The 21,181-nt window shown below is 32.3% G+C and carries 23 protein-coding genes; 6 read left to right on the plus strand and 17 right to left on the minus strand.

What is annotated here, in order from left to right; genetic code table 11:
• Positions 1-154: 154 nt before the first annotated feature.
• The 8 genes from DK508_RS16365 to DK508_RS16400 all read right to left on the minus strand — a co-directional run bounded on the left by DK508_RS16365 (position 155) and on the right by DK508_RS16400 (position 8,029).
• Positions 155-829: a ZIP family metal transporter gene (locus DK508_RS16365; protein ID WP_109301865.1), complete on the minus strand. Its 675-nt coding sequence runs from the start codon at positions 827-829 to the stop codon at positions 155-157.
• Positions 830-871: 42 nt separating this feature from the next.
• Positions 872-1,255, minus strand: a complete 384-nt coding sequence (locus DK508_RS16370) for a nuclear transport factor 2 family protein (RefSeq protein ID WP_160114757.1) — start codon at positions 1,253-1,255, stop codon at positions 872-874.
• Positions 1,256-1,336: 81 nt separating this feature from the next.
• A complete protein-coding gene (locus tag DK508_RS16375; protein WP_109301867.1) occupies positions 1,337-2,416 on the minus strand; it encodes a zinc-binding dehydrogenase in 1,080 nt (359 codons plus the stop codon).
• Between the two features lie 188 nt (positions 2,417-2,604).
• The gene (locus tag DK508_RS16380; RefSeq protein ID WP_109301868.1) at positions 2,605-3,189 is read right to left on the minus strand and encodes a Crp/Fnr family transcriptional regulator; all 585 of its coding nucleotides are present in this window, start codon (positions 3,187-3,189) and stop codon (positions 2,605-2,607) included.
• Positions 3,190-3,484: 295 nt separating this feature from the next.
• A complete protein-coding gene (locus DK508_RS16385; RefSeq protein ID WP_109301869.1) occupies positions 3,485-4,735 on the minus strand; it encodes a hypothetical protein in 1,251 nt (416 codons plus the stop codon).
• Between the two features lie 310 nt (positions 4,736-5,045).
• Positions 5,046-5,948: a S9 family peptidase gene (locus tag DK508_RS16390; protein WP_109301870.1), complete on the minus strand. Its 903-nt coding sequence runs from the start codon at positions 5,946-5,948 to the stop codon at positions 5,046-5,048.
• Positions 5,949-6,031: 83 nt separating this feature from the next.
• A complete protein-coding gene (locus tag DK508_RS16395; RefSeq protein WP_109301871.1) occupies positions 6,032-6,586 on the minus strand; it encodes a hypothetical protein in 555 nt (184 codons plus the stop codon).
• Between the two features lie 225 nt (positions 6,587-6,811).
• Complete coding sequence (locus tag DK508_RS16400) at positions 6,812-8,029, minus strand: hypothetical protein (protein WP_109301872.1); 1,218 nt, start codon at positions 8,027-8,029, stop codon at positions 6,812-6,814.
• A gap of 739 nt (positions 8,030-8,768) precedes the next feature.
• On the opposite strand from DK508_RS16400, the gene DK508_RS16405 reads away from it, so the two are divergent.
• Both DK508_RS16405 and DK508_RS16410 read left to right on the plus strand, forming a co-directional pair.
• Positions 8,769-9,320, plus strand: a complete 552-nt coding sequence (locus DK508_RS16405) for a CopD family protein (RefSeq protein ID WP_109301873.1) — start codon at positions 8,769-8,771, stop codon at positions 9,318-9,320.
• A 5-nt stretch (positions 9,321-9,325) separates the two neighbouring features.
• On the plus strand, positions 9,326-9,871 hold the full coding sequence (locus DK508_RS16410; RefSeq protein ID WP_160114758.1) for a GNAT family N-acetyltransferase: 546 nt from the start codon (positions 9,326-9,328) through the stop codon (positions 9,869-9,871).
• Positions 9,872-9,973: 102 nt separating this feature from the next.
• Here the strand turns inward: DK508_RS16410 and DK508_RS16415 are convergent, their stop codons facing one another.
• A complete protein-coding gene (locus DK508_RS16415; protein ID WP_109301875.1) occupies positions 9,974-10,768 on the minus strand; it encodes a hypothetical protein in 795 nt (264 codons plus the stop codon).
• 293 nt (positions 10,769-11,061) lie between these two features.
• Here DK508_RS16415 and DK508_RS16420 point away from each other — a divergent pair, with 293 nt between their 5' ends.
• From DK508_RS16420 to nadD, 3 genes are read left to right on the plus strand one after another with little or no spacing between them, the layout of a single operon-like run.
• Positions 11,062-11,922 carry a YicC/YloC family endoribonuclease gene (locus DK508_RS16420; RefSeq protein ID WP_109301876.1) on the plus strand — a complete coding sequence of 287 codons (861 nt, stop codon included), beginning with the start codon at positions 11,062-11,064 and terminating at the stop codon, positions 11,920-11,922.
• Positions 11,923-12,495 (plus strand): guanylate kinase, encoded by a 573-nt coding sequence (gmk, locus tag DK508_RS16425; protein ID WP_109301877.1) that lies wholly within the window; start codon positions 11,923-11,925, stop codon positions 12,493-12,495.
• Positions 12,496-12,542: 47 nt separating this feature from the next.
• Positions 12,543-13,124: a nicotinate (nicotinamide) nucleotide adenylyltransferase gene (gene nadD / locus DK508_RS16430; RefSeq protein WP_109301878.1), complete on the plus strand. Its 582-nt coding sequence runs from the start codon at positions 12,543-12,545 to the stop codon at positions 13,122-13,124.
• Positions 13,125-13,142: 18 nt separating this feature from the next.
• Here nadD and DK508_RS16435 read toward each other — a convergent pair whose 3' ends face one another.
• The 6 genes from DK508_RS16435 to DK508_RS16460 form a co-directional block, all read right to left on the minus strand.
• Positions 13,143-13,784 carry a hypothetical protein gene (locus tag DK508_RS16435; protein WP_109301879.1) on the minus strand — a complete coding sequence of 214 codons (642 nt, stop codon included), beginning with the start codon at positions 13,782-13,784 and terminating at the stop codon, positions 13,143-13,145.
• 55 nt (positions 13,785-13,839) lie between these two features.
• Positions 13,840-14,238, minus strand: coding sequence for a response regulator (locus DK508_RS16440; RefSeq protein WP_109301880.1), 399 nt, complete (start codon positions 14,236-14,238; stop codon positions 13,840-13,842).
• 27 nt (positions 14,239-14,265) lie between these two features.
• Positions 14,266-14,670, minus strand: coding sequence for a response regulator (locus tag DK508_RS16445; RefSeq protein ID WP_160114759.1), 405 nt, complete (start codon positions 14,668-14,670; stop codon positions 14,266-14,268).
• Between the two features lie 211 nt (positions 14,671-14,881).
• Positions 14,882-15,661 (minus strand): enoyl-CoA hydratase/isomerase family protein, encoded by a 780-nt coding sequence (locus DK508_RS16450; RefSeq protein ID WP_109301882.1) that lies wholly within the window; start codon positions 15,659-15,661, stop codon positions 14,882-14,884.
• A 28-nt stretch (positions 15,662-15,689) separates the two neighbouring features.
• Complete coding sequence (locus DK508_RS16455; protein WP_109301883.1) at positions 15,690-15,893, minus strand: DUF4177 domain-containing protein; 204 nt, start codon at positions 15,891-15,893, stop codon at positions 15,690-15,692.
• A gap of 11 nt (positions 15,894-15,904) precedes the next feature.
• Complete coding sequence (locus tag DK508_RS16460; RefSeq protein WP_235016425.1) at positions 15,905-17,323, minus strand: ATP-binding protein; 1,419 nt, start codon at positions 17,321-17,323, stop codon at positions 15,905-15,907.
• 147 nt (positions 17,324-17,470) lie between these two features.
• Here DK508_RS16460 and DK508_RS16465 point away from each other — a divergent pair, with 147 nt between their 5' ends.
• Positions 17,471-19,159 (plus strand): ABC transporter ATP-binding protein, encoded by a 1,689-nt coding sequence (locus tag DK508_RS16465; RefSeq protein ID WP_109301885.1) that lies wholly within the window; start codon positions 17,471-17,473, stop codon positions 19,157-19,159.
• Positions 19,160-19,840: 681 nt separating this feature from the next.
• Here DK508_RS16465 and DK508_RS16470 read toward each other — a convergent pair.
• Both DK508_RS16470 and DK508_RS16475 read right to left on the minus strand, forming a co-directional pair.
• Positions 19,841-20,494: a CoA transferase subunit B gene (locus tag DK508_RS16470; RefSeq protein WP_109301886.1), complete on the minus strand. Its 654-nt coding sequence runs from the start codon at positions 20,492-20,494 to the stop codon at positions 19,841-19,843.
• 12 nt (positions 20,495-20,506) lie between these two features.
• Positions 20,507-21,148 (minus strand): peroxiredoxin, encoded by a 642-nt coding sequence (locus DK508_RS16475; RefSeq protein ID WP_109301887.1) that lies wholly within the window; start codon positions 21,146-21,148, stop codon positions 20,507-20,509.
• Between the last annotated feature and the right edge of the window lie 33 nt (positions 21,149-21,181).

The following is a 21,181-nucleotide window of genomic DNA, read 5'->3' on the forward strand; positions in this document are numbered from 1 at the left end:
CCACAATGAACTATAGCCGTTGTTCTAGTACGTTTTATATTAATAGGTATTTTATCATTTTAAATATTCGTTAGTTAAGCTAGAATACAAAATATATTTTAAGGACTAATCGTAGAAACATTTGGAAACCACTTTATCTTATGTTTTAATAATATCAAATCAAATTAGCGATAAATACACCTAAGCATATCACTACCAGCTTAGATAAATTAAATTTATGACCTTCACCAATTTCAAACAAAATAGTTGTAGCAATATGTAAAAAGATGCCAATTACTATTGCATTAATAACATCTATATAATTAGTAGGTAAAAACATATTATTAGATATAAATGTTCCTAATGGTGTCATTATCATAAATACAACTAAAAAACCAGTAATTTGTACTTTACTATAGTTAGATTGCAATAAAAAAGCAGTGATTAATGTGGCTATTGGAATTTTATGAATTAACACACCATACACCATTTCATTGTGATGATGAATAGGAAATCCTTCTAAAAAACTGTGAATACAAAGGCTTATAAATAAAACCCAAGGAAATTTTCCATCTTCTTTATGCGTATGTACATGCCCGTGTTCTACACCTTCAGATAAAAACTCTAAAATAATTTGTAATAAGATACCACACATTATAAAAAGTCCGGTTTGCTTAGCACCTAAATGGTGGTACACTTCTGGTAATAAATCAAAAAGAGTTAATGCTAATAGAAATGCACCACTAAATGATAATAAAAGTTTAGTACCTATGGCTTTTTGTTTTCTAGTTATAAAAGCAATAATAACACCAATAACAATTGCTGAAATTGGAAGTAAATACATAGTCATAATTATTTTTGTAAAAATTACACTTGGGCCAATTCTTATTTTCTATTTCTTATCACTCTTAGGTCTTGTGGAATACGTTTTGCTAACAATTTTCCATTGTCCATCAATTTTTAATAGATGCATAAAATCTATATAAGAAAACGTATCGTATTCCAGTTCTAACTGAGCGTTGGCAGCATCTCCTGCTATATTAATAGCCATAATATTGGTTTTTGTTTTTACAGGATCATTTGCGTTAACATATGCGCTAAGCGCCTCAACAGCATTTACATCTTCATATTTTTTGTCAACCCATTTCATAGTTGCATTGGGATGAAAAGCTTTTTCAAAAGACTTTGCATTGTGCGTAGTCATTCCATCTAAGTAATAATTAACTGTTTTTTCAATCAACAGTAGATCGTTATTTTGTGCTTGTACTTGTGTCATAATAATTGTGTTTACGATGAATATGAAATATATTTTTTTCATGATAGATTATTTGTTTTTTAAATTTCTAATTCGAAAAGGTTAAGGGCGTAATGCCACTTTAAGCGTTCCAGAAGTACGATCACGCATCAAATCATATCCTTTTTCTGCCTCTGATAATGGTAAAATATCAGTAAAAATCTTACTAGGATCTATAACGCCTCTTTCTACAATGGGAAGTAATTTTTCCATATATGCAGCTACATTTACAACACCTGTATGAATTGTGATGTTTCTAAATAGAGCAGATGAATAAGGTTGTTCAACGGGTTCATAAAGATGTCCAAACCCTAGAACACTTATCGATGCACCAGCCTGAGTCATTTCCATACCTTGTGCAATTGCTGTTTTATTACCTACAGAATCGATCACAGAATTTGCACCTCGTTCTTCGGTAAGTGATTTTACAAATGCTACAGGATCCTCATTTTTTGAATTCACTATATGGGTTGCTCCTATAGTTTTTGCTAGTTCTAATCGACTATCGTGGCGCCCTACCAAAATAATAGTAGATGGGCCGAATAATGTGGCGGCCATTACAGCGCTTAAACCTACTGCGCCATCACCAATAACTACTACGGTTTCTCCTGTCTTGATATTCGCATTTAATGCACCATGATAACCAGTAGCAAAATTATCTCCTAATGGAAGAACTTTTGTGTCATGCTCATCTCCAGTTAAACCTTCTGGAAGTTTGAATAATGAAGAATTACCGTAAGGAACACGTATAAATTCAGCTTGTCCTCCCTGAATATCTTCCCCTCCATGCTGAGCAAAAAGCGGAGTTCCAAATAAACCTCCATGGTCACATGCTGAAGGTAAATCACGTTTGCAATAATAACAATCCCCATCAACGAACATAGCCGATGCTATTACACGGTCTCCGGCTTTTAATGAATGAATACCTTTGCCTACCTGGTCTATAACACCTACAAATTCATGCCCTATACGCATGCCTTCATATAACCCCATTTCTGGTCCATTTTGGGTGAATTCTAAATCTGCACCACAAACACCTGCAAGTGTAATGCGCACAATAACATCATCATCTTTTAATAACTGTGGTTTTGGTATATCTACGACCTCAATTTTTGCTCGTTCCTTATATACTACTGCTTTCATAATAAATTATTTACTTTTTTTATTTCTAAAAGAATACAGTTTAGTTTTACGGAATTTATTTTAAATAAAACTTAAACTAATATTTGTCAATTGTTGACATAACAAAGTTGCGTCATTACTGAAAAAGTAAATATGATATGTATTAAGAAAAAAGCTTGACCTATATCAAGAACTAAAATTGATGTATATCAATTTTTTTTATTACCAGAGCGGATTCGACTTATTGATTCTGGAGAAATACCTAAGTATGATGCTAAGACATACTGTGGTACTCTGTTTGCTATTTGAGGATATTTATTAACGTACTCCCAATATCGCTCTTCTGTGGTTTTGCTAATATTAGAAATGGTTCTTTTATAAGAATGGGCCATAGATCGTTCTGTAAATAATCTAAAGTATTGACATAAAGAATGTATTCTACTACAAAGTTCTTCAACATCTTCATATTTCATTTGTAAAATTAGAGAGTCCTCAAGTGCTTCAGCATAATACTCTGCCGATGTTCTATGTATATAACTGTAAAAGTCCGTAAAAAACCAGTCTTCTATTGCAATAATTACAGTATGCTCTTTTCCTAAGTCATCTAAATAAAAAACCCTAACCGCCCCTTCTACAATATAGTTTCGATATTCAGATACAAACCCTGGTTGGATAATAAATTGCCTTTTCTTTACCCTAGTGGTTTTTAATATCGAAATAAACTCTTCTGTCTCACTATCTGATAACTCAACATACTTGGCTACGTGATCCAATATTCCCTTGTATATATTCATAGGTTTATCTTGTTTTTACTTCACTAATAAATTTTAAAGATTAGATTTTGTTCCAGTTTTTCTCAAATGTGCTACAACGTGTTCGTGTATGGTTTGTTGAGGGAAATCAGTTATTATTTTCCGATTAAGAACTAAAGATAGCTATTGCGCGTGAATTTCCGAGTAGGAAATTCCATCGCAATTAATTATACACGTTGTTGGCTATAGTTTTAAAAATACCGATTATGTTGCTTTTTGAAATTTCAATTTAGGTTGAGTCACTTTTGTTTTCAGTAAGTGATATTAGTTACTAAATCTATTTTTTATAATCCCTAATGTCGTCTGTAGCTGCTGTAAGAGTTTTCATGAGAATTGAATCGTATCTGAAAAGCAGATTCTTAAATTTTTTATCGTCTATTTTAATTTTTCCATTGTAAATGGCCTTTTTAAGAGGCCTCAAGTCTAAGAGAGTCCACATATTTTCTTTCTGATGTTCAAATAATTTTTTATATTCTGGAACATACTTCAACCGGTCAATTTTTTCGCCACTACTTCTAATATAGTATCTGCCAGCAAGAGCAAGATTGAAACTTTTAGAATTATTTAATATTGCTAATTCATATAAGGTATTTCCAATGTCATAAATAGTTAATGGGTTTTTCCCATAAGTAGTATGCATACTACCCATTTTTAGAATCATTTTAGGATTTGACTCCTTTAATAAAGCCTTTTTGTAATAGTCGAAAAAGTAATGTTTCATCATAATTGCTCTGGAATTATTACTTTCAAAATATTGCTTTGTCGGACCATTTCCATAAGCATATATTTTCCAGCTTTTTTCTAATTCTATCAATAGGGTGGTTACCTCTTTATCTATCCCTTTTGATTCAGAAATAAATTCACAAATATTCTTATCCTTTAAAAGAAGATTAAATTTTGATTTTGATTTCGTTGTAAGATGTTTTATTAGAGAAATTTGAGTTTTTTTATAGAGGTTTTCATAGTCTTCAGAATTATTTTTTGATTTGTTAATCTTATTAAAGATATCATCAAATAAAAAGGAAGCTGAATAAACAAACTCTTGATCGATTCCCCAAATATTATAATCATTGGTTAAAGCAACTCCTAACATTCTAACTTCATCAATTGCATCAAAAAACGGAATAGGATTAGTTAAACCATTTGAATTGTATTTTTTGTAAAATTTTGACAAGGAATCAACACCATTTTTTTGTTCAATAATAGAGAGTAATTTTTTCTTACTAAAAGGACCAATTTCAACAGCAAAATTGTTGTATCCTTCAGGTTTTAATAATTTAAGAATTGCAGAAGTAAATTTTGGTGTTTCTTTATTTCCATGTAATTCACCAATCATGAAGAATTGAGAATTTTTAGCTTCTTTTTTAAGGAAGTCTTTACCACTTCCAACAAGTTCATTGTTTACAATTTTAAAAGTATACTTGTTTAACTGAATAATCGAGTCAATAGATGAGTTATTTTGTGCAAATGATATTTTTGCGGTAAAACTGATAAGTAATAAGATTACAAAAAATAAAGATGACCTCATTTTTTATATTTAAAAATTTATTGTTATTGTAAAGATCGATTAGCGTGGTAAATGTTACAGTTTGCTTATTAAAAAAACCAAACAAGGAATTATTTTTTTGATAATTAATATAAACTTGTGTGAGATGAATTTACTTTTTGGGGAAAATTAGCATAAATAAGATTTAATTAAATTCCTCCTTCCACTCTATGAAAGGGAGTGATTAATCTAAATTATCATACTCTTTAATTATTGCCAACGTTCCGGCTAAAAAGCGTTGCTGTCCCGCAGGGCAGTTATGATTTTTTAGCCATTGTTGGCTGTAGTTTTTTTATGTTTTTAATCGTTTGTCAAACCAATCAATTACCAATTTATTTAATTCACTTTTATATTCTGTAAAATAGTGGTCGGTCTGGTAATTTTTCAATTCAAAGTCGTAATTAATTTCAGTTAATTTTTTTGCGATTATGTCTGCTTGTTTTGGATTCACTCTTTTGTCATTAGTTCCACATAAAATTAAAAGGCTACTGCTTTTGTCTAATTCATTTGCCCAATAAACTACCGAACGTTTTTTTAATTCAGATTCTTTATTATCCAGATAATTTGGCACACATTCCGCAATAACTTTGGATTCCATTTCTGGTCTGTCAAAGATTAGTCCAAACAAATCGGTTGGTCCATTTCCGACAATAGCTGTTTCTATCTTGTCTGATTTTTGAAGAGCAAGATAAGTCATCATTCCGCCTCTTGACCAACCAAACATTCCAATACAATTTGGGTCAGCCTTATCAATTTCTTTGACAGTTTCTGTTAAATTTAGTACATCGTTTATTTCTGCTCCACCAAATTCATCTTTTTCCCGATAGTTACTACCAATTATTACATAACCTTGTTCAGCTAATTTGGAAGCGTACATAATTAAAGTACCAACAGTTAATTGTGCAAAATCTCTATTTCCACCACGATTAAAAATTACAACAGGATATTTTCCGTTCTCTTTAGGTTCGATTACTATTCCACGAACTTTTAGGTTGTCACTTTGGTAAGTGATGAAATAAAAGTCTAATTTATTAAGATGTTTAAAGTTAGAATATAGTTGACCATCTTGTGAAATCCTATTCCAAATTGGCGTTTTTGAAATATCTACTAATTTTTTCGATAAAATTTTTCCGTTTTGACTAAAACCAATGCTTATAAAAAGTATAAAGATTATCGATGTTAAGACTTTGTTCATTTGTTAAGTTAAATTACAGCTAACGGTAGTGTATGGTGTGTGCCCCGAAGGGCATACATTATATACCGTGTTGTAGGCAGTTTTTATTCTTTTAAAACTTGATTTTCTATTAAAATTGCTTCTTCGTATTCTTTTTTAGTAGATGATGCATTCGTATCTACACTAAATTTCCATTCATCAAGTTTTTGCGTTAGTACAATTGAAAATTTTCCATATCTCTCATTTATGTCTTGATTTGGAGATGATATTTCCAATTTGTAATATCCATTATCCAAAATGCCTTCATCCAATATTTGTCTATGTAAAATTTTAAAGGTTATTCTTATATTCAAACTCTCTTTTTTTGCTCTTTCTAAATTCTCCGAAAAAAAGTTGTAAATACTCTTTCTACCCTTGAATGATTTAGGTTCAGCATCATTGTAAACATTAATTAGTAAGGCATCTTTAGTATAGGAATTACTAATCATTTCTGCATCCAAACTTCTATAACCTTCGCTAAAGGTTGTATATGGAACACTTAATTTACTTTTGATGGTCTCTGTATTGTACTGACGTAGGTTTCCATTATTCTGTTTAGATTCATTAGAACAACCTATTAAAGAAATGAATGATAATATTAACAGAATTGTTTTTTGCATTTTTATTTTTTTCAAATTGACTACAACGTCTAGGCTATGGTTAGTACGGGATTAAAAAGCGATTAATTTCCGATTAAGCAATTAGCCAAAACTTTTTATTTTGTTTTAATTTTTCATTTTTAAAAGCCAAATCAAAAAGATTTGGCGGATATTATAAAAATACACTAAACTTTGGGTTAAACACCAAAGCCCGTATTAATTATAGGCATTGTTGGCAACTGGCTTTTAATTTTCCTTTAAATATTCAACCATTTTTCTATCCTTAATATATTCCTCCATAATGGCTCTGATAAAAGAATAAACATCACTTATTAGATTGTCTAGTATTGTATCTTTCAGAGTTTCATTTGACCAGTTGAGTGTATTTTCTTTTGGGTCTAATTTTTTAACTTCTTTTTCTAAGTACTTTTCCAATTCCTTGAAGTTTCCGTGTGCGATATTTGACCTTTGATTATAGATATCTCGCAATCTATTTTTTAACCAACCTAAATCAATTTCCTTATTGTTCTGATATACTAAAATACTTGTCTTTAATTTAAATTGTTTACTAATTGAGTCTTCAACATTAAATCTTTGATAATTTGGACTATGGGTTAATAGTAGTTCAATTATACTTATCAAAGTCACAAGTTTATATCTTGAATCCTTGATTTCTTCGCTTGCAATTTTTAGTAGATTAGATACAAATAGAATTTTATCTTCATTGGATTCATCTATGATAGAATCTAATTCATTACTCAGTTTTATTAAATCTTCCTTTATATGTAGAATTGATAACCATCTTTCTTGTTCGTGATGAATTTCGGATGTATGTGATTTAAATGCAAACATTAAGATAGTTTGATTTAAGAATCTATCAATTTTTAGTTCCTGAGATGATAAATGTTCTTGATGTAAAAAAAATGATTTTCCAAAATAATCTGTTCCTTCTGTATGTAGTAAAAGTGATATTAAATGCGAAAAATTAGTAAGATTATTAGAGTTGTCAACGACAGGGTTACCTTTATCCAACATTATAAAACCTCGTTCACCACTTTCTTGCATTTCTTTATTTGTAATTTTCATACTCTCAAAATGTCCTTCGTCATCAAATCTCCCAACTATCCACATTCTTGCAATCTTTTCAAGTATGCTTTTGTCTTTATTATTCTTGAAAAACTTCTTTACATATTTGTCAACCTTTGAATAGTTTTCTTCAAAATTTTGTAATGTACTTTCAACGGAAACATAGTCCTTTGTTTCCTCTGTTATATGAATTGGTAAGTTCGCATTCCAACCATCTTGGTAAAATTCAGATGGACTATTCATTGATTTTTCTAGATAGCTAGTTACCGCTTGTATTTCTTCTTCAGTTCTTGGATTGTCAAGGGAAAAATTAAATCTACTTGAAATTTGAATTTCTTTGTCGATTGGGTAGATGTAGGTAGTTAAAATGAAATTCACTTTTTAGTCTGGTTTTTTAGCTTGTTGCCAACAATTGGATATGTGCACTAGTACACATATTTCTATTATGTTTTTCACAAATCTAGGGGATTTCTAATTGACTTAAAATTATTTATAGGGATTTGCATGTACATCTCGATTGTTGTATCGCTCAATTTTAGGCCTTTTATATCTTACGTTATCTATAAAACACCTTCTGTTGGGCCATATTGACCTTCTATTAGGCCATGTTGACCCAAATTTAGACACTGAAAGTCTAATTTTGAGTGTTCCATGTCTAATTTTCAGTGTTCCATGTCTAATTTTGAGTGTTCAGAGTCTAATTTTGAGTCTCTTTGCTTTAATTATGGGTATTCAAGGTCTAATTTTTCGTCTTTTTGGCCCAAAACTTCATTAAAAAGATCCAACAGAAGGTGTTTGTAGGTATTTGGTGCTATCTTCTAATTTTCAGACTTCATTTTTCTACCTTCCTTACCTCCTCCAACAATCTAATCTACTATTCTTGGGTATCATTGGTTTTTAAAGTGGTACAGGAACGATTAAAAAACTATCGCAATTCGGCTACTTTTTCTGCACCTATGCTATATTGCGAATATGCATAATCATTTAATGCATCCTGATAATTATCATAATCGTGCAAAATTTTGGTGCTTTTGATAAATTAATTCCTGAAGAAATTGAGAGCTTTAATACCGAATTCAATACCTTGCAACTTAAATATCTTTTTGTAGAATAATACATGCTAGAATACTATAATTACATAAAATCCCTGCACCTTATTTTTGTTATTACCTGGTTTGCAGGGTTGTTTTATATCCCAAGATTATTTGTGTACCAGATCGAGGCGTTTCAAAAACCCTCTCCTGATAAAGAAATTTTAGGCACGCAACTTAAACTCATGGCAAAACGATTATGGTTTATAATTACATGGCCATCGGCTATATTAGCCACCATATTTGCTATATGGTTATTGATTTTAATGCCCGCTTGGCTACAACAACCATGGATGCATGTTAAGCTGGGATTTGTTGTATTGCTATTTGCGTATCATTTAAAATGCCATCAAATCTTCAAACAATTACAACATGATATTATAAAATGGTCTTCTAATCAGATGCGAATGTGGAATGAGGGCTCTACAATTATACTTTTTTCGGTAATCTTTCTGGTTGTTGTGAGAGATGCGGTAAATTGGATTTATGGTGTTATCGGAATCATATCACTATCTGTATTATTGATGTTGGGTATCAAACTCTATAAAAGAATTCGAGATAAAAACCCAAATGCATAATCATTTTGAATTTTCTTCAAAAAACATATCAAACAAAATCTAATTACACTATAATTATTAGAGAGGCCGTGCCACAAGATGCTGCGCAATTACTAGAGCTTAAACTTGAATACTTAAAAAATACAGATACCATCCCGCTATTTGATTATGAGTATTCGAATAATGTAACCGAGGAGCATCAATTGATTAAACGTTATCAAAAACAACCTAATAGTATTTTATTAGTTGCCGAGAGTGAAGGAAATATAGTAGGCAATATTGATCTTACCGGTAGTTGGAGAAAAAAAATGTCTCATACTGCAGTTATAGGAATGGGTATACATACATCTTGGCAAAATCAAGGTGTAGGTACATTTTTAATTCAAAATGTAATGGATTGGTCTAGACAAAATACATTGATTAAAATCATTTGGTTAGAAGTATACGCAACTAATAAAGCGGGTATTGCACTGTATAAAAAAATGAGATTCAAAGAATGTGGGCGTATCGATGGTTTTTTTAATGAAAACGAAAAATACATTGATAAAATCGCAATGGTTATTAATCTTTAAGATTCCTTTTACCAGAAACTAGGCGGTAGTGTAAAATCAAAAAGACTGCCCAAATATTCTCTAGGCAGTCTCTTTATTTTTATAGATTATTCGTTTAATTTTTTAACGACCACATAACCTATTATTATTATTACTGTACATTCTTCTTACAGTTCTTCGATCACCATTAGATACTCTGTTAGCATTAAATACCACACCTGGGTTTGATCCAGAAGTCATAATTGATCGTCTATCAAAAGTTGGTGTCCCTGGAACAAATGTTCCAAACTGGCTTTGTTCTATATGTAAAAGACCAATATTATGTCCAATCTCATGAGTTAATATATTCCCCCATTCTCTAGCCGTTACCGCATCTCCATCTATACTTGGTTCATTAAGATTAAGCACGATTAGGCGGCCTTCTCTACCATTTGTAGGGAACTCTCCTCGGCCCCAACCTCCGATTTCACCAGGTCTTGCTAATCGAACAACAATATCTGGGTTTCTAGTTACAGGAATCAATCGTAAAGTCGTGCCATTCACATTATTCCATAAATTAACACCTCTTTGAAAACCTCTTCCAGCCGCATTATTACCCAAAGCATTTTGGATACGAATATTACCTGCTCTATTACAATCAACAATACCAAAAAAAGCTTGTTTTTGAAGGTTGTTTTCTCGAAGTGCTTCTTCGGTGAAAAAAATGTCTCCATCAACAATATATCCCCCCTTGGTAATTACTATCGATGTTTTATCGGTATCAAACCCCATACTTTGTAGTTTTGATAAAACTTCTGAGGGTACATCCTGTTGCGAGCTTGTTGTGATTTCGGGCTGAGCATCATTTTCACCCTCATTTGTACATTGCACTACGCTTAAAGCCAAAATGGCTAGCATAAAAAATTTGAAAATTTTCATAATAAATATGTTTTGAATTTGTGTACGATAAATATACCAATTCCTTGATTCACAACAATGTTAGATGTCTTACATTTTAGTATATTTATTTTTCGTACTAATAAAGATGACCATCTTTAATTATTTTTTACATGTTACAATATGCAATCGATCTATATATATCTTTTAACAGTGATTTAAAAAATTGTTGTGTATTACTATCTTAAATAAAATCACATAAAAATTTCGTAATTGACTTCAGGCTTTGGTCTTCAGACTTTTCCGTATCTTCGTGCAACTTTTAGCATAATTCTATGATCAAATCTATGACTGGCTTTGGGAAATCTATCCTGCAGCTACCTACAAAAAAAGTAACTATAGAGGTTAAATCACTCAATAGCAAAAACTTAGACCTTAACGCGCGTATTCCTTCTCAATATCGAGAAAAAGAATTACAGATGCGTAATACCATCGCAAAAGCGTTGGCAAGAGGAAAGGTTGATTTTGGATTGTATGTAGAAATTACTGCCGAAGAAACTTCTACCAAAATTAATGAGGCTGTGGTAAAAGATTATATCGAGCAATTAAAAAGTATTTTTAATACTGGCGAAGCTACTGAGTATATGAAAATGGCGGTTCGTATGCCAGATGCTCTTAAGACCATTAGAGAAGAAATCAATGAAGAAGAATTTAAAGCTATAAATGATGCTCTTAGAAGTGCATTGACAGAAATTGATTCCTACCGAATTGATGAAGGAAAAGCATTAGAAAAAGATTTTAATATTCGAATCAAAAATATTGGAGAGTTACTTGAAAAAGTAATCGAAATGGATCCAGAACGTATTGAAGGTGTTCGTGAGCGTTTGCTAAAAGCTGTTTCTGACCTTAAGGAAGAAGTTGATCAAAATCGTTTTGAGCAAGAATTAATCTACTATCTCGAAAAGTTTGATATCACCGAAGAAAAAGTGCGCCTAGCAAATCATGTTGCCTATTTTACATCTACATTAAACTCCTCGGATTCGAATGGGAAAAAATTAGGGTTCATCACCCAAGAAATAGGGCGAGAAATTAATACCATAGGTAGTAAATCTAACTATGCCCCAATGCAACAATTAGTTGTTCAAATGAAAGATGAGCTTGAAAAAATAAAAGAACAATTACTAAACGTATTGTAAATGAGTCAAGGTAAACTTATTGTACTTTCTGCACCTTCTGGTAGCGGAAAAACTACCTTAGTTAGACATTTATTAGATAAAGAAGAACTTAATCTCGGGTTTTCTATCTCTGCCGCTTCTCGCGATCCTCGAGGAGGAGAAGTACACGGCAAGGATTATTACTTTTTATCTCTTCGCGAATTTAAAGACAAGATTAAAGCCGATGAATTTTTGGAATGGGAAGAAGTTTATCGGGATAATTTTTATGGTACTTTAAAAACCGAAGTGCAACGACTATGGGACAGCGGTAAGCATGTTATTTTTGATATTGACGTGGTTGGCGGCCTGGATATTAAAAGAATTTATCCAGATCGTACACTTGCCATATTCGTAAAACCCCCTAGTATTGAAGAATTAAAGATCCGTTTAAAAAAACGTAAAACCGAATCTGAAGACAAAATCAACATGCGGGTTGCTAAGGCTTCTACAGAAATGGCTACAGCACCACAATTTGATGCAATTGTAACTAATGACGATCTTGAAAAAGCAAAAGCCGAAGTATCCCAACTAGTAAGGAAGTTTCTCTTAGGATAAAAATTTAAAACGATTCTCATATTCTTGAGAATGAAAACATAGTTTTCATGAAAAAAATTGGATTATATTTTGGAACCTTTAATCCTATCCATATTGGCCATTTGGCTATTGCCAATCATATGGCAGAGCACTCTGATCTTGATGAGATCTGGATGGTCGTCACCCCTCATAATCCATTTAAAAAGAAAAGTTCGTTATTAGATAATCACCATCGTTATGAAATGGTATATCGGGCCACAGAATCATATCCTAGTTTAAAACCTAGTGATATAGAGTTTAAATTACCTCAGCCTAATTATACGGTATTTACGCTAGCTCATCTAGAAGAACTATATCCAAATGATCAGTTTCACCTCATTATGGGAGAGGACAATTTGAAGAGTTTTCATAAGTGGAAAAACTACGAAGTCATTCTTGAAAATCACAACATCTACGTATACCCTCGTATTGCTGCGGGCACAGTTGAGAGTCAATTTAATAATCATCCCAAAATAAATAAAGTAAACGCTCCTATTATGGAGATCTCGTCTACTTTTATTCGCAAATCAATTTCTGAAGGAAAAAATATAAGGCCATTATTAGCTACCCCAGTATGGGAATATATTGATCAAATGAACTTTTACAAATAAAAAGCTTTTACAGGTTTTCTAAAAGCTTTCTGAAGAACCCATTGCTTCTTTTATTCTTTTAATAAGGCGATGTACCCTACCACTACCCCCAGCAATAATCCCTGCTGTAAGAATAATATCAAGAGATTGAACAATAGTAACTTGTATTTTTGATAATTCCTCTTCGGGCCCATTAAAAATAATCCCCGACATAAGGCGTAGACCAGATAACGAAAGTACGAGTCCGATTATAAAAGCTATAATAGTAGTTTTTCTTTGCCTTTTTAACCCACGGGTCATGAGATACTCTTCTAATTCTCTTTTCTCTTTCATTACCTTTGCCGTCTTTTCAGGCAATTCATCCTCATCATCATCGACAAGTTCTTCTTCAGGGAGGTCCATATCAATAGGATTATTTCTGCTTTCTAGATATTTATTAATATCTGCTATACGCTCTTTACACTGTATTTTAACTTTCTCATTAGGGTCGTATACAAAAATCTCTATAAACTGTTCGACGATTAATATAACAACCGATAAATAACCTAGAGCAGCTATTATACTCGCTGTGTTCAAATTAGAAAGATCAATTGCGGGTAAACGGTCTTCGAAATAAATAAAACCAGCAGTGGCAAGTACAACAGAAACAATAGCCACTGGATTTTTGTATAGCGATTTCATGTATTATAGGATTTAAGAGTGACTATAAAAATACAAAAAACCTATCTTTAAATTATTAAGAAAAAAAGTTATCGACCAAGTCGTGAAGAAATAATCTATTTAACACCTTTTCACTTCCTCTTTTAATAAAAGTATAATCCTTAAGTTTTTTGTGATCACCTGGTAACAAGTCCGAACTTAGCATTAAAATAACTATAGAATTTTTATCACCCAATTGGTTGTAATGATCCAAAAACTCCCATCCATCCATTATTGGCATATTTAAATCTAAAAAAACAATCTCTGGACGATCTTTACTATTCTTTTTCGAATCAAAATAAGAAAGTGCCTCTACTCCATTTCTAGCTACACTTACTTTTTTTGTAAGACCAGTTCTCTCTATAATTCTTTTATTAAAAGTATTTGTTTCATTACTGTCATCAATTAATAACATGTGTTTTACTTTGTTTTCCATTGATATCTTTTGGGGTTAAATTCTAATTTATGGATTCATGAAATAATTTTCCAAAATCCTATCTAACATGGGTTTTGAAAGCGGTTTTTCCATAAATTCATTTATTCCTTTCACATTTTTAGATCTTGAAATATTTTCGGGATGATGTGATGTTGTGAGCACAACCAATCTAGTATGATCAATAATATTATTATCTAATTGATTGTATTGTTCAATAAATTCCCAACCATTCATTGATGGCATATTAAGGTCTAATAAAATGAGTTGTGGTTTTTTTATAAAGTTTACACTTATCATCTTTAGATATTCTAGCGCAAGACTTCCTTCAGAAAAAGTTAAGATATTTCTAAACTTATCATGTTGCAGCATGATCTTTTTTTGAATAAATAAAGTTGCTTTATTATCATCTATAAGCAAAACTGTTTCTACCACGATCTATTTTGACGAATTGGTTATAAAACACAAACAACCTAAACAATTGTTAATATTGTAGAAAAACAAGTTGTTTTTTGATCCATTTTGTGATGAAAGCATCAAATACTCGATAAATGACATGAATCTATACATCTATTATATAGACACATAGCATCTAGAATACGAGAAAAAACTCATATCCTAAACAACAAAATAAATGAGTTGAGAATTATTTACCCGGAAAATCTGCTTTACGTTTTTCTAAAAATGCAGTCGTTCCTTCTTTAAAGTCTTCGGTACCAAAACAGTTTCCAAACTGTTCTATTTCAACCTTAAAACCATCTACTCCATCTTGATAAGCTGCATTTACAGATGTAATTGCCGCAGCAATTGCAACAGAAGAATTTCTCATTATTCGGCTCGCAAGTTTTTCTGCTAAGGGTACTAATTCTTCCTGAGTAGTTACATGATTTACCAATCCATACTGCAAAGCTTGATTAGCATCGATCATCCCAGCAGTCATGATCATTTCCATGGCTCTTCCTTTTCCTACTAATTGCGGTAATCTTTGTGTTCCACCATATCCAGGAATAACGCCTAAAGAAACTTCTGGCAATCCCATTTTTGCATTATCACTAGCAATTCTAAAATGTGCTGCCATTGCCAATTCTAATCCACCACCCAATGCAAAGCCGTTTACAGCCGCTATAACAGGTGTAGAAAGGTTGGCTACAAAATCAAATAATACTTCCTGCCCTTTTGCAGCAAGATTACCTCCTTGAGCTATTGAGAAATCTGCAAATTCGCTAATATCAGCCCCAGCAACAAAAGCTTTTTCTCCACTACCTGTAATGATAATTACTTTGGTTTCGGCATCAAGATCAGCTACTCTAAAAGCAGCATGTAACTCTTGAATTGTTTCTTTATTAAGAGCATTAAGCTTAGACGGTCTATTAATTGTAATTGTAGTGATCCCGTTATCTTGTGAAGTGAGAATATTGGTATACATTTTTTATATTATTTTTTGTGGTAGTTTATTATTTTAAGTCTCTTTCAAAATACAAATAGAAATACATCCCTACACCAAAAGTCTCAACATCGGTAGATGCTAATCTCCATCCTTCTTTTGAATATTCATCTAATTTTGCCTGAATGTCTTTTGAAGAAGATTTTAGGATATGTTTTTTATCTGCTGTAAATTTTGAGTAATAAATGAGTGACTCTACTTTATATTCTTTCATAAATAAGCATGTTACAATTGCTCTCTGGGAAATTTAACTTTGAACACTGTTCCCTTCCCTTCTTGCGAGGTAAAGGTAATACTTCCTTTATAGGTTTCCACAATATTTTTTACCATTCCTAGTCCTAATCCCATTCCGCTGGTTTTAGTCGTAAATTTAGGTTCAAAAATCATTTTTTTATTGTCTTCGGTAATCCCAATACCATTATCGGCAACCGTTATGATAACATCGTTATTTTCGGTATAAACCCTTACCTCCACCTTTGGTGTATGATCTTCAGGAATGGCTTGTATCCCATTTTTTACCAAATTGGTAACTACTCGGATGAGTTGTGTTCTGTCAAACTTTGCAATAATTTCTTCTTTTTCTGAAGGAAAAACAATATAATCTTCATTAAAAATATCCAGTGCCAGCCCTACGATTTTAACAACATCAAGAGTTTCATTCTTTTGAGCAGGCATCTGAGCAAAATTTGAAAACGCAGAAGCGATAGAACTCATCGTGTCTATTTGTTGAATCAAAGTATCGCTATATTCTTTGATTTTTTGATCAATTTTAGGGTCCTTCGGATCAAATTTTCGTTGAAAACTCTGTACGGTTAATCGCATTGGAGTTAATGGATTCTTAATCTCATGTGCTACCTGTTTTGCCATCTCTCTCCATGCTGCCTCACGTTCACTTTTTGCAAGCATTGCTGCACTTTCTTCTAACTCATCGATCATACTGTTATATGCATTAACCAGAGAATATATCTCATCACTTGCATCACCTATTTGAATTCGTTTATTTCGTTTATCGAGTCGAGTTTGGTCTATAGTTTCCGAAATAGTTTTTAAGGATCTAGTGATATATTTTGATAAAAAATACGCCAATGCAATGGCAATTAACATCATTAATAAATACACTTGCCCCACCCGTTGCAGGAACTCTATCAATTCTCGTGTAATCAAATCATCATCCTCTAGATAAGGTAGGTTTAAAATCCCTAAAGGTTTTGAACTAATATCTGCGATATACGTATAAGAAGACAAGAACTTTTCTCCATTTTTTTCAGATTTTACAAGATATTTTTTATCATACAAAGAGGCCAAAGTATCTAGAATAACCGGACTCAATTGTGTATCTATCGTATCACCTGCAAAAAAACCTTCTGATTTAATTAATAACTTTCCGTCAAGGCCATAGATATTAATTGGTAGTGTATGCTCTTCTGAAATCTGATAAATCTTTTGTTTGTAGCCAAAAATTCTAGAAAGATGCTCCTCATCTACCGGATACGTAGTGCTTCTTAAGGCATTATCAATTGCAATTTGAATTCTAGCTTCTTTTCTATCTAATCGCTCTTGGTGGTATTCTTCTGCTTCTTCTTTATATTGATAAATAGAAACTGCAGCAATTAATATTGAAGCCAATAATACCAGAACTGTCATAGAGATAAAAATTCGAGTACGGAGAGAAAGTTTAAGTAGCTTCATAGTGTATTTTGATAGGTAAATATAACAAATATCACACCAAAATAAGCTTAAAAAGAAATCTTGGAAAGTACAGTATTCCTTAAATTTAACTAGCTTTACCTTATGGATGAAACAATACTACTTTCTGTTGAAGATCTTTGTGTTTCTTTTTTTTCTGAAAAAACAGAGAATCAAGTGCTTCATGATATTTCTTTTGATATTCATAAAAACGAAATATTAGGAGTAGTTGGAGAATCTGGAAGTGGAAAATCTGTAGCTTCTTTAGCTATTATGGGACTGTTACCCCATAAAATTTCAACCATCACAAAAGGCAAAATAGCGTTTAATGGGAATACTCTTTTAGGGTTAAATGAAAAAGAGTATCAAAATATTCGTGGCAATGAAATTGCCATGATTTTTCAAGAACCGATGAGTTCTTTAAATCCATCCATGAAATGTGGAAAACAGGTTGCCGAAATTCTCTTTCAGCATACAACACTTTCTAAAAATGAAGTACAGACAGAAGTACTTTCATTATTTAACAAGGTGCAACTTCCTGATCCCGAACGAGCATATCAATCATATCCTCATCAATTAAGTGGCGGACAAAAACAACGTATTATGATTGCTATGGCAATTGCTTGTAAGCCAAAATTACTAATTGCCGATGAACCCACTACGGCACTTGATGTTACGGTTCAAAAAGAGATCATGAGTTTGTTAAAGACATTACAACATGAATATAAAATGAGTGTTTTATTTATTTCTCATGACCTATCTCTTGTATCCGAAATTGCTGATAATGTTTTAGTAATGTATCAAGGAAAAATGGTAGAATATGGTGCCACAAAAAGTATTTTTAACACTCCAACTCAAGAATACACCAAGGCATTAATACACGCAAGACCAACCCTCGATGCCAGGTTTAAAAGATTGCCTACAATTTCAGATTACTTAAGCGATGTAGAAGAGGCAAGAGAAGTTGTTACCAAGGAGCAAAGAGAGCAACATCATCAAAAATTATATAGCACTCCCCCATTATTAGAAGTTATTAATCTTGAAAAAATTTATTTTTCTAAAGTAGGATTATTCAAAAAAAAAGAACTTAAGGCTGTTAATGATGTTAGTTTCAAATTATATGAGGGAGAAACCCTTGGGCTAGTAGGAGAATCTGGTTGTGGTAAATCCACACTGGGCAATACTATTTTACAACTTGATAAGGCCAATAATGGTCAGGTTATATACAAAGGTCAAGATATTACGCAGTTATCTTCTTCTGAAATAAGAAATCTAAGAAAAGATATCCAACTCATTTTTCAAGATCCTTTTGCATCTCTAAATCCAAGATTAACCGTAGGGAGAGCAATCATGGAGCCTATGCAAGCCCATGGATTATATAAAAACGATACTGAAAGGAAAGAGAAGGTAATTAAATTATTAGAACGTGTAGGTCTAGACGTTTCACATTTTAATAGGTATCCTCATGAGTTTAGTGGAGGTCAACGACAACGTATCGGTATAGCTAGAACTATTGCCTTGCAGCCTAAGTTGATTATTTGCGATGAATCGGTAAGCGCACTAGATATCTCTGTTCAGGCTCAAGTATTAAATTTATTAAATGAATTAAAAGAAAAGTTTGGGTTTACTTACATTTTTATCTCTCATGATCTAGCCGTTGTAAAATATATGTCTGATCAATTGTTGGTCATGAATAATGGCGAAATAGAAGAAAGAGGTGATGCAGACCAGATTTATGAACACCCAAGCAAGGCCTACACCAAAAAACTAATACAAGCTATTCCTAAAAGCTGATTATACCCGAAACTTTAAATGTTGATTGGTTGCACGTAATGATGTATCGGTTCGATCAAAAAGATTTGTGTACTAAAAAAATAATAGCAATTACTTAAATAGTGAGCGTATATTTTTCACTATTAAGAAAATATACTGCAAAAAAAAACCTGTTAAGCTCAATAAGTTTAACAGGTTTCATTCATCGCGACTTGGGGACGTTGCGATTGATTGATTAACAACAAAAAAATCACATCAACAAAAATACTTTTTTCGCTAAATACATACAGTTAGACAGTAATTCCATAGTTGGTTTAACAGACTGCTGTAGACGATTCATACGTTTTTTCATAATAGGGACAATATTGTGTGGGTTAATAAATTATTTAACTCATAAAAACAATATATAGGGGTATCATTTTTACTGGGATACTAATATGCAAATTATTTTTAGAATTTACGTTTAAATGCTCAATAAATCGATAGAATACACAAAATTTTAACATTTAGCTCCAAAATTATCGGTTTTAGGGCTTAAAGTAAAGGTTTAAGGCAATGCAAGCACTGCACTTATTGTAGTATTTTTCTCTCAAAACTAAGTTTACAAAGACCTATTTATCAGAAACGATACTTTTGTATAATTATTATTCGTAGTCATTCAATTATTATTCGTTACCCTGTATAAAGAATTAGAGTCTGTGATCACAAAGTCATTTCAGGAATATTACCCTCAATTATAAGATTTCCTTCGGTTGCATTTTTAATATCTTCTACACTTACCCCCGGTGCTCTTTCTAAAAGTTTAAAACCTTGGCTAGTAATTTCCATAAACGCTAGATTCGTGACCACCTTTTTCACACAATTTACTCCAGTAAGTGGTAAAGAACAGTTTTTAAGCAATTTTGACTGCCCTGCTTTATTAGTATGCATCATGGCCACAATAATGTTTTCTGCACTGGCTACAAGATCCATAGCACCTCCCATACCTTTTACCATTTTTCCAGGAATTTTCCAATTGGCTATATCTCCATTTTCAGAAACTTCCATAGCCCCCAAAATAGTCAAATCTACATGTTGACCACGTATCATATTAAAACTAGTTGCAGAATCAAAAAAAGAAGCTCCGGGCATTGTAGTAATTGTTTGCTTACCTGCATTAATTATATCTGCATCCTCTTCTCCTTCAAAAGGGAACGGCCCCATACCTAATACACCATTTTCACTCTGAAATTCGACCTCTATCCCTTTAGGAATATAATTAGCCACCAATGTTGGTATTCCGATCCCAAGGTTAACAAAATACCCATCTTGTAACTCCTTGGCTATACGCCTTGCTATTCCATTTTTATCTAGCATACTTATCAAACGTTAATTTAAATTTGGTTGTGGTGTCATTCTTAAATATGATTTTACCTCTTTATGACCTTTAGGAAAAAGATTAGGAATCTCTTCATTAGTTACAGAAGGCACAATTACACAATCATCCCCTGGATTCCAATTTGCTGGCGTTGCCACTTTATGATATGCGGTTAATTGAAGAGAATCAATTACCCTTACCAACTCATCAAAGTTTCGTCCTGTTGAAGCTGGGTACGTAATGGTCAATTTAATTTTCTTATCTGGGCCAATTACAAAAACAGAGCGCACTGTTAATTGACTATCTGCATTTGGATGGATCATATCATACAATTCTGAAACCTTTCTATCTTCATCTGCAATAATCGGAAAGTTAACTGTAGTATTTTGTGTTTCATTAATATCCTTAATCCAACCATGATGAGATTCTAATCCATCAACGCTAAGTGCTGCTACTTTTACATTGCGTTTATTAAACTCATCTGTATATTTTGCAACGGTCCCTAATTCTGTAGTGCATACTGGTGTATAATCTGCAGGGTGTGAAAATAATATCCCCCAACTATCTCCTAACCAGTTATGAAAATCAATCTGCCCCTCTGTTGTTTGGGCAATAAAGTTTGGAGCTTCATCTCCTAATCGTAATGCTGCCATGATTTATGTGTTTTGAAATCTTATAATTATAAT

This window comes from Aquimarina sp. AU474 (assembly GCF_900312815.1).
Taxonomy (GTDB): domain Bacteria; phylum Bacteroidota; class Bacteroidia; order Flavobacteriales; family Flavobacteriaceae; genus Aquimarina.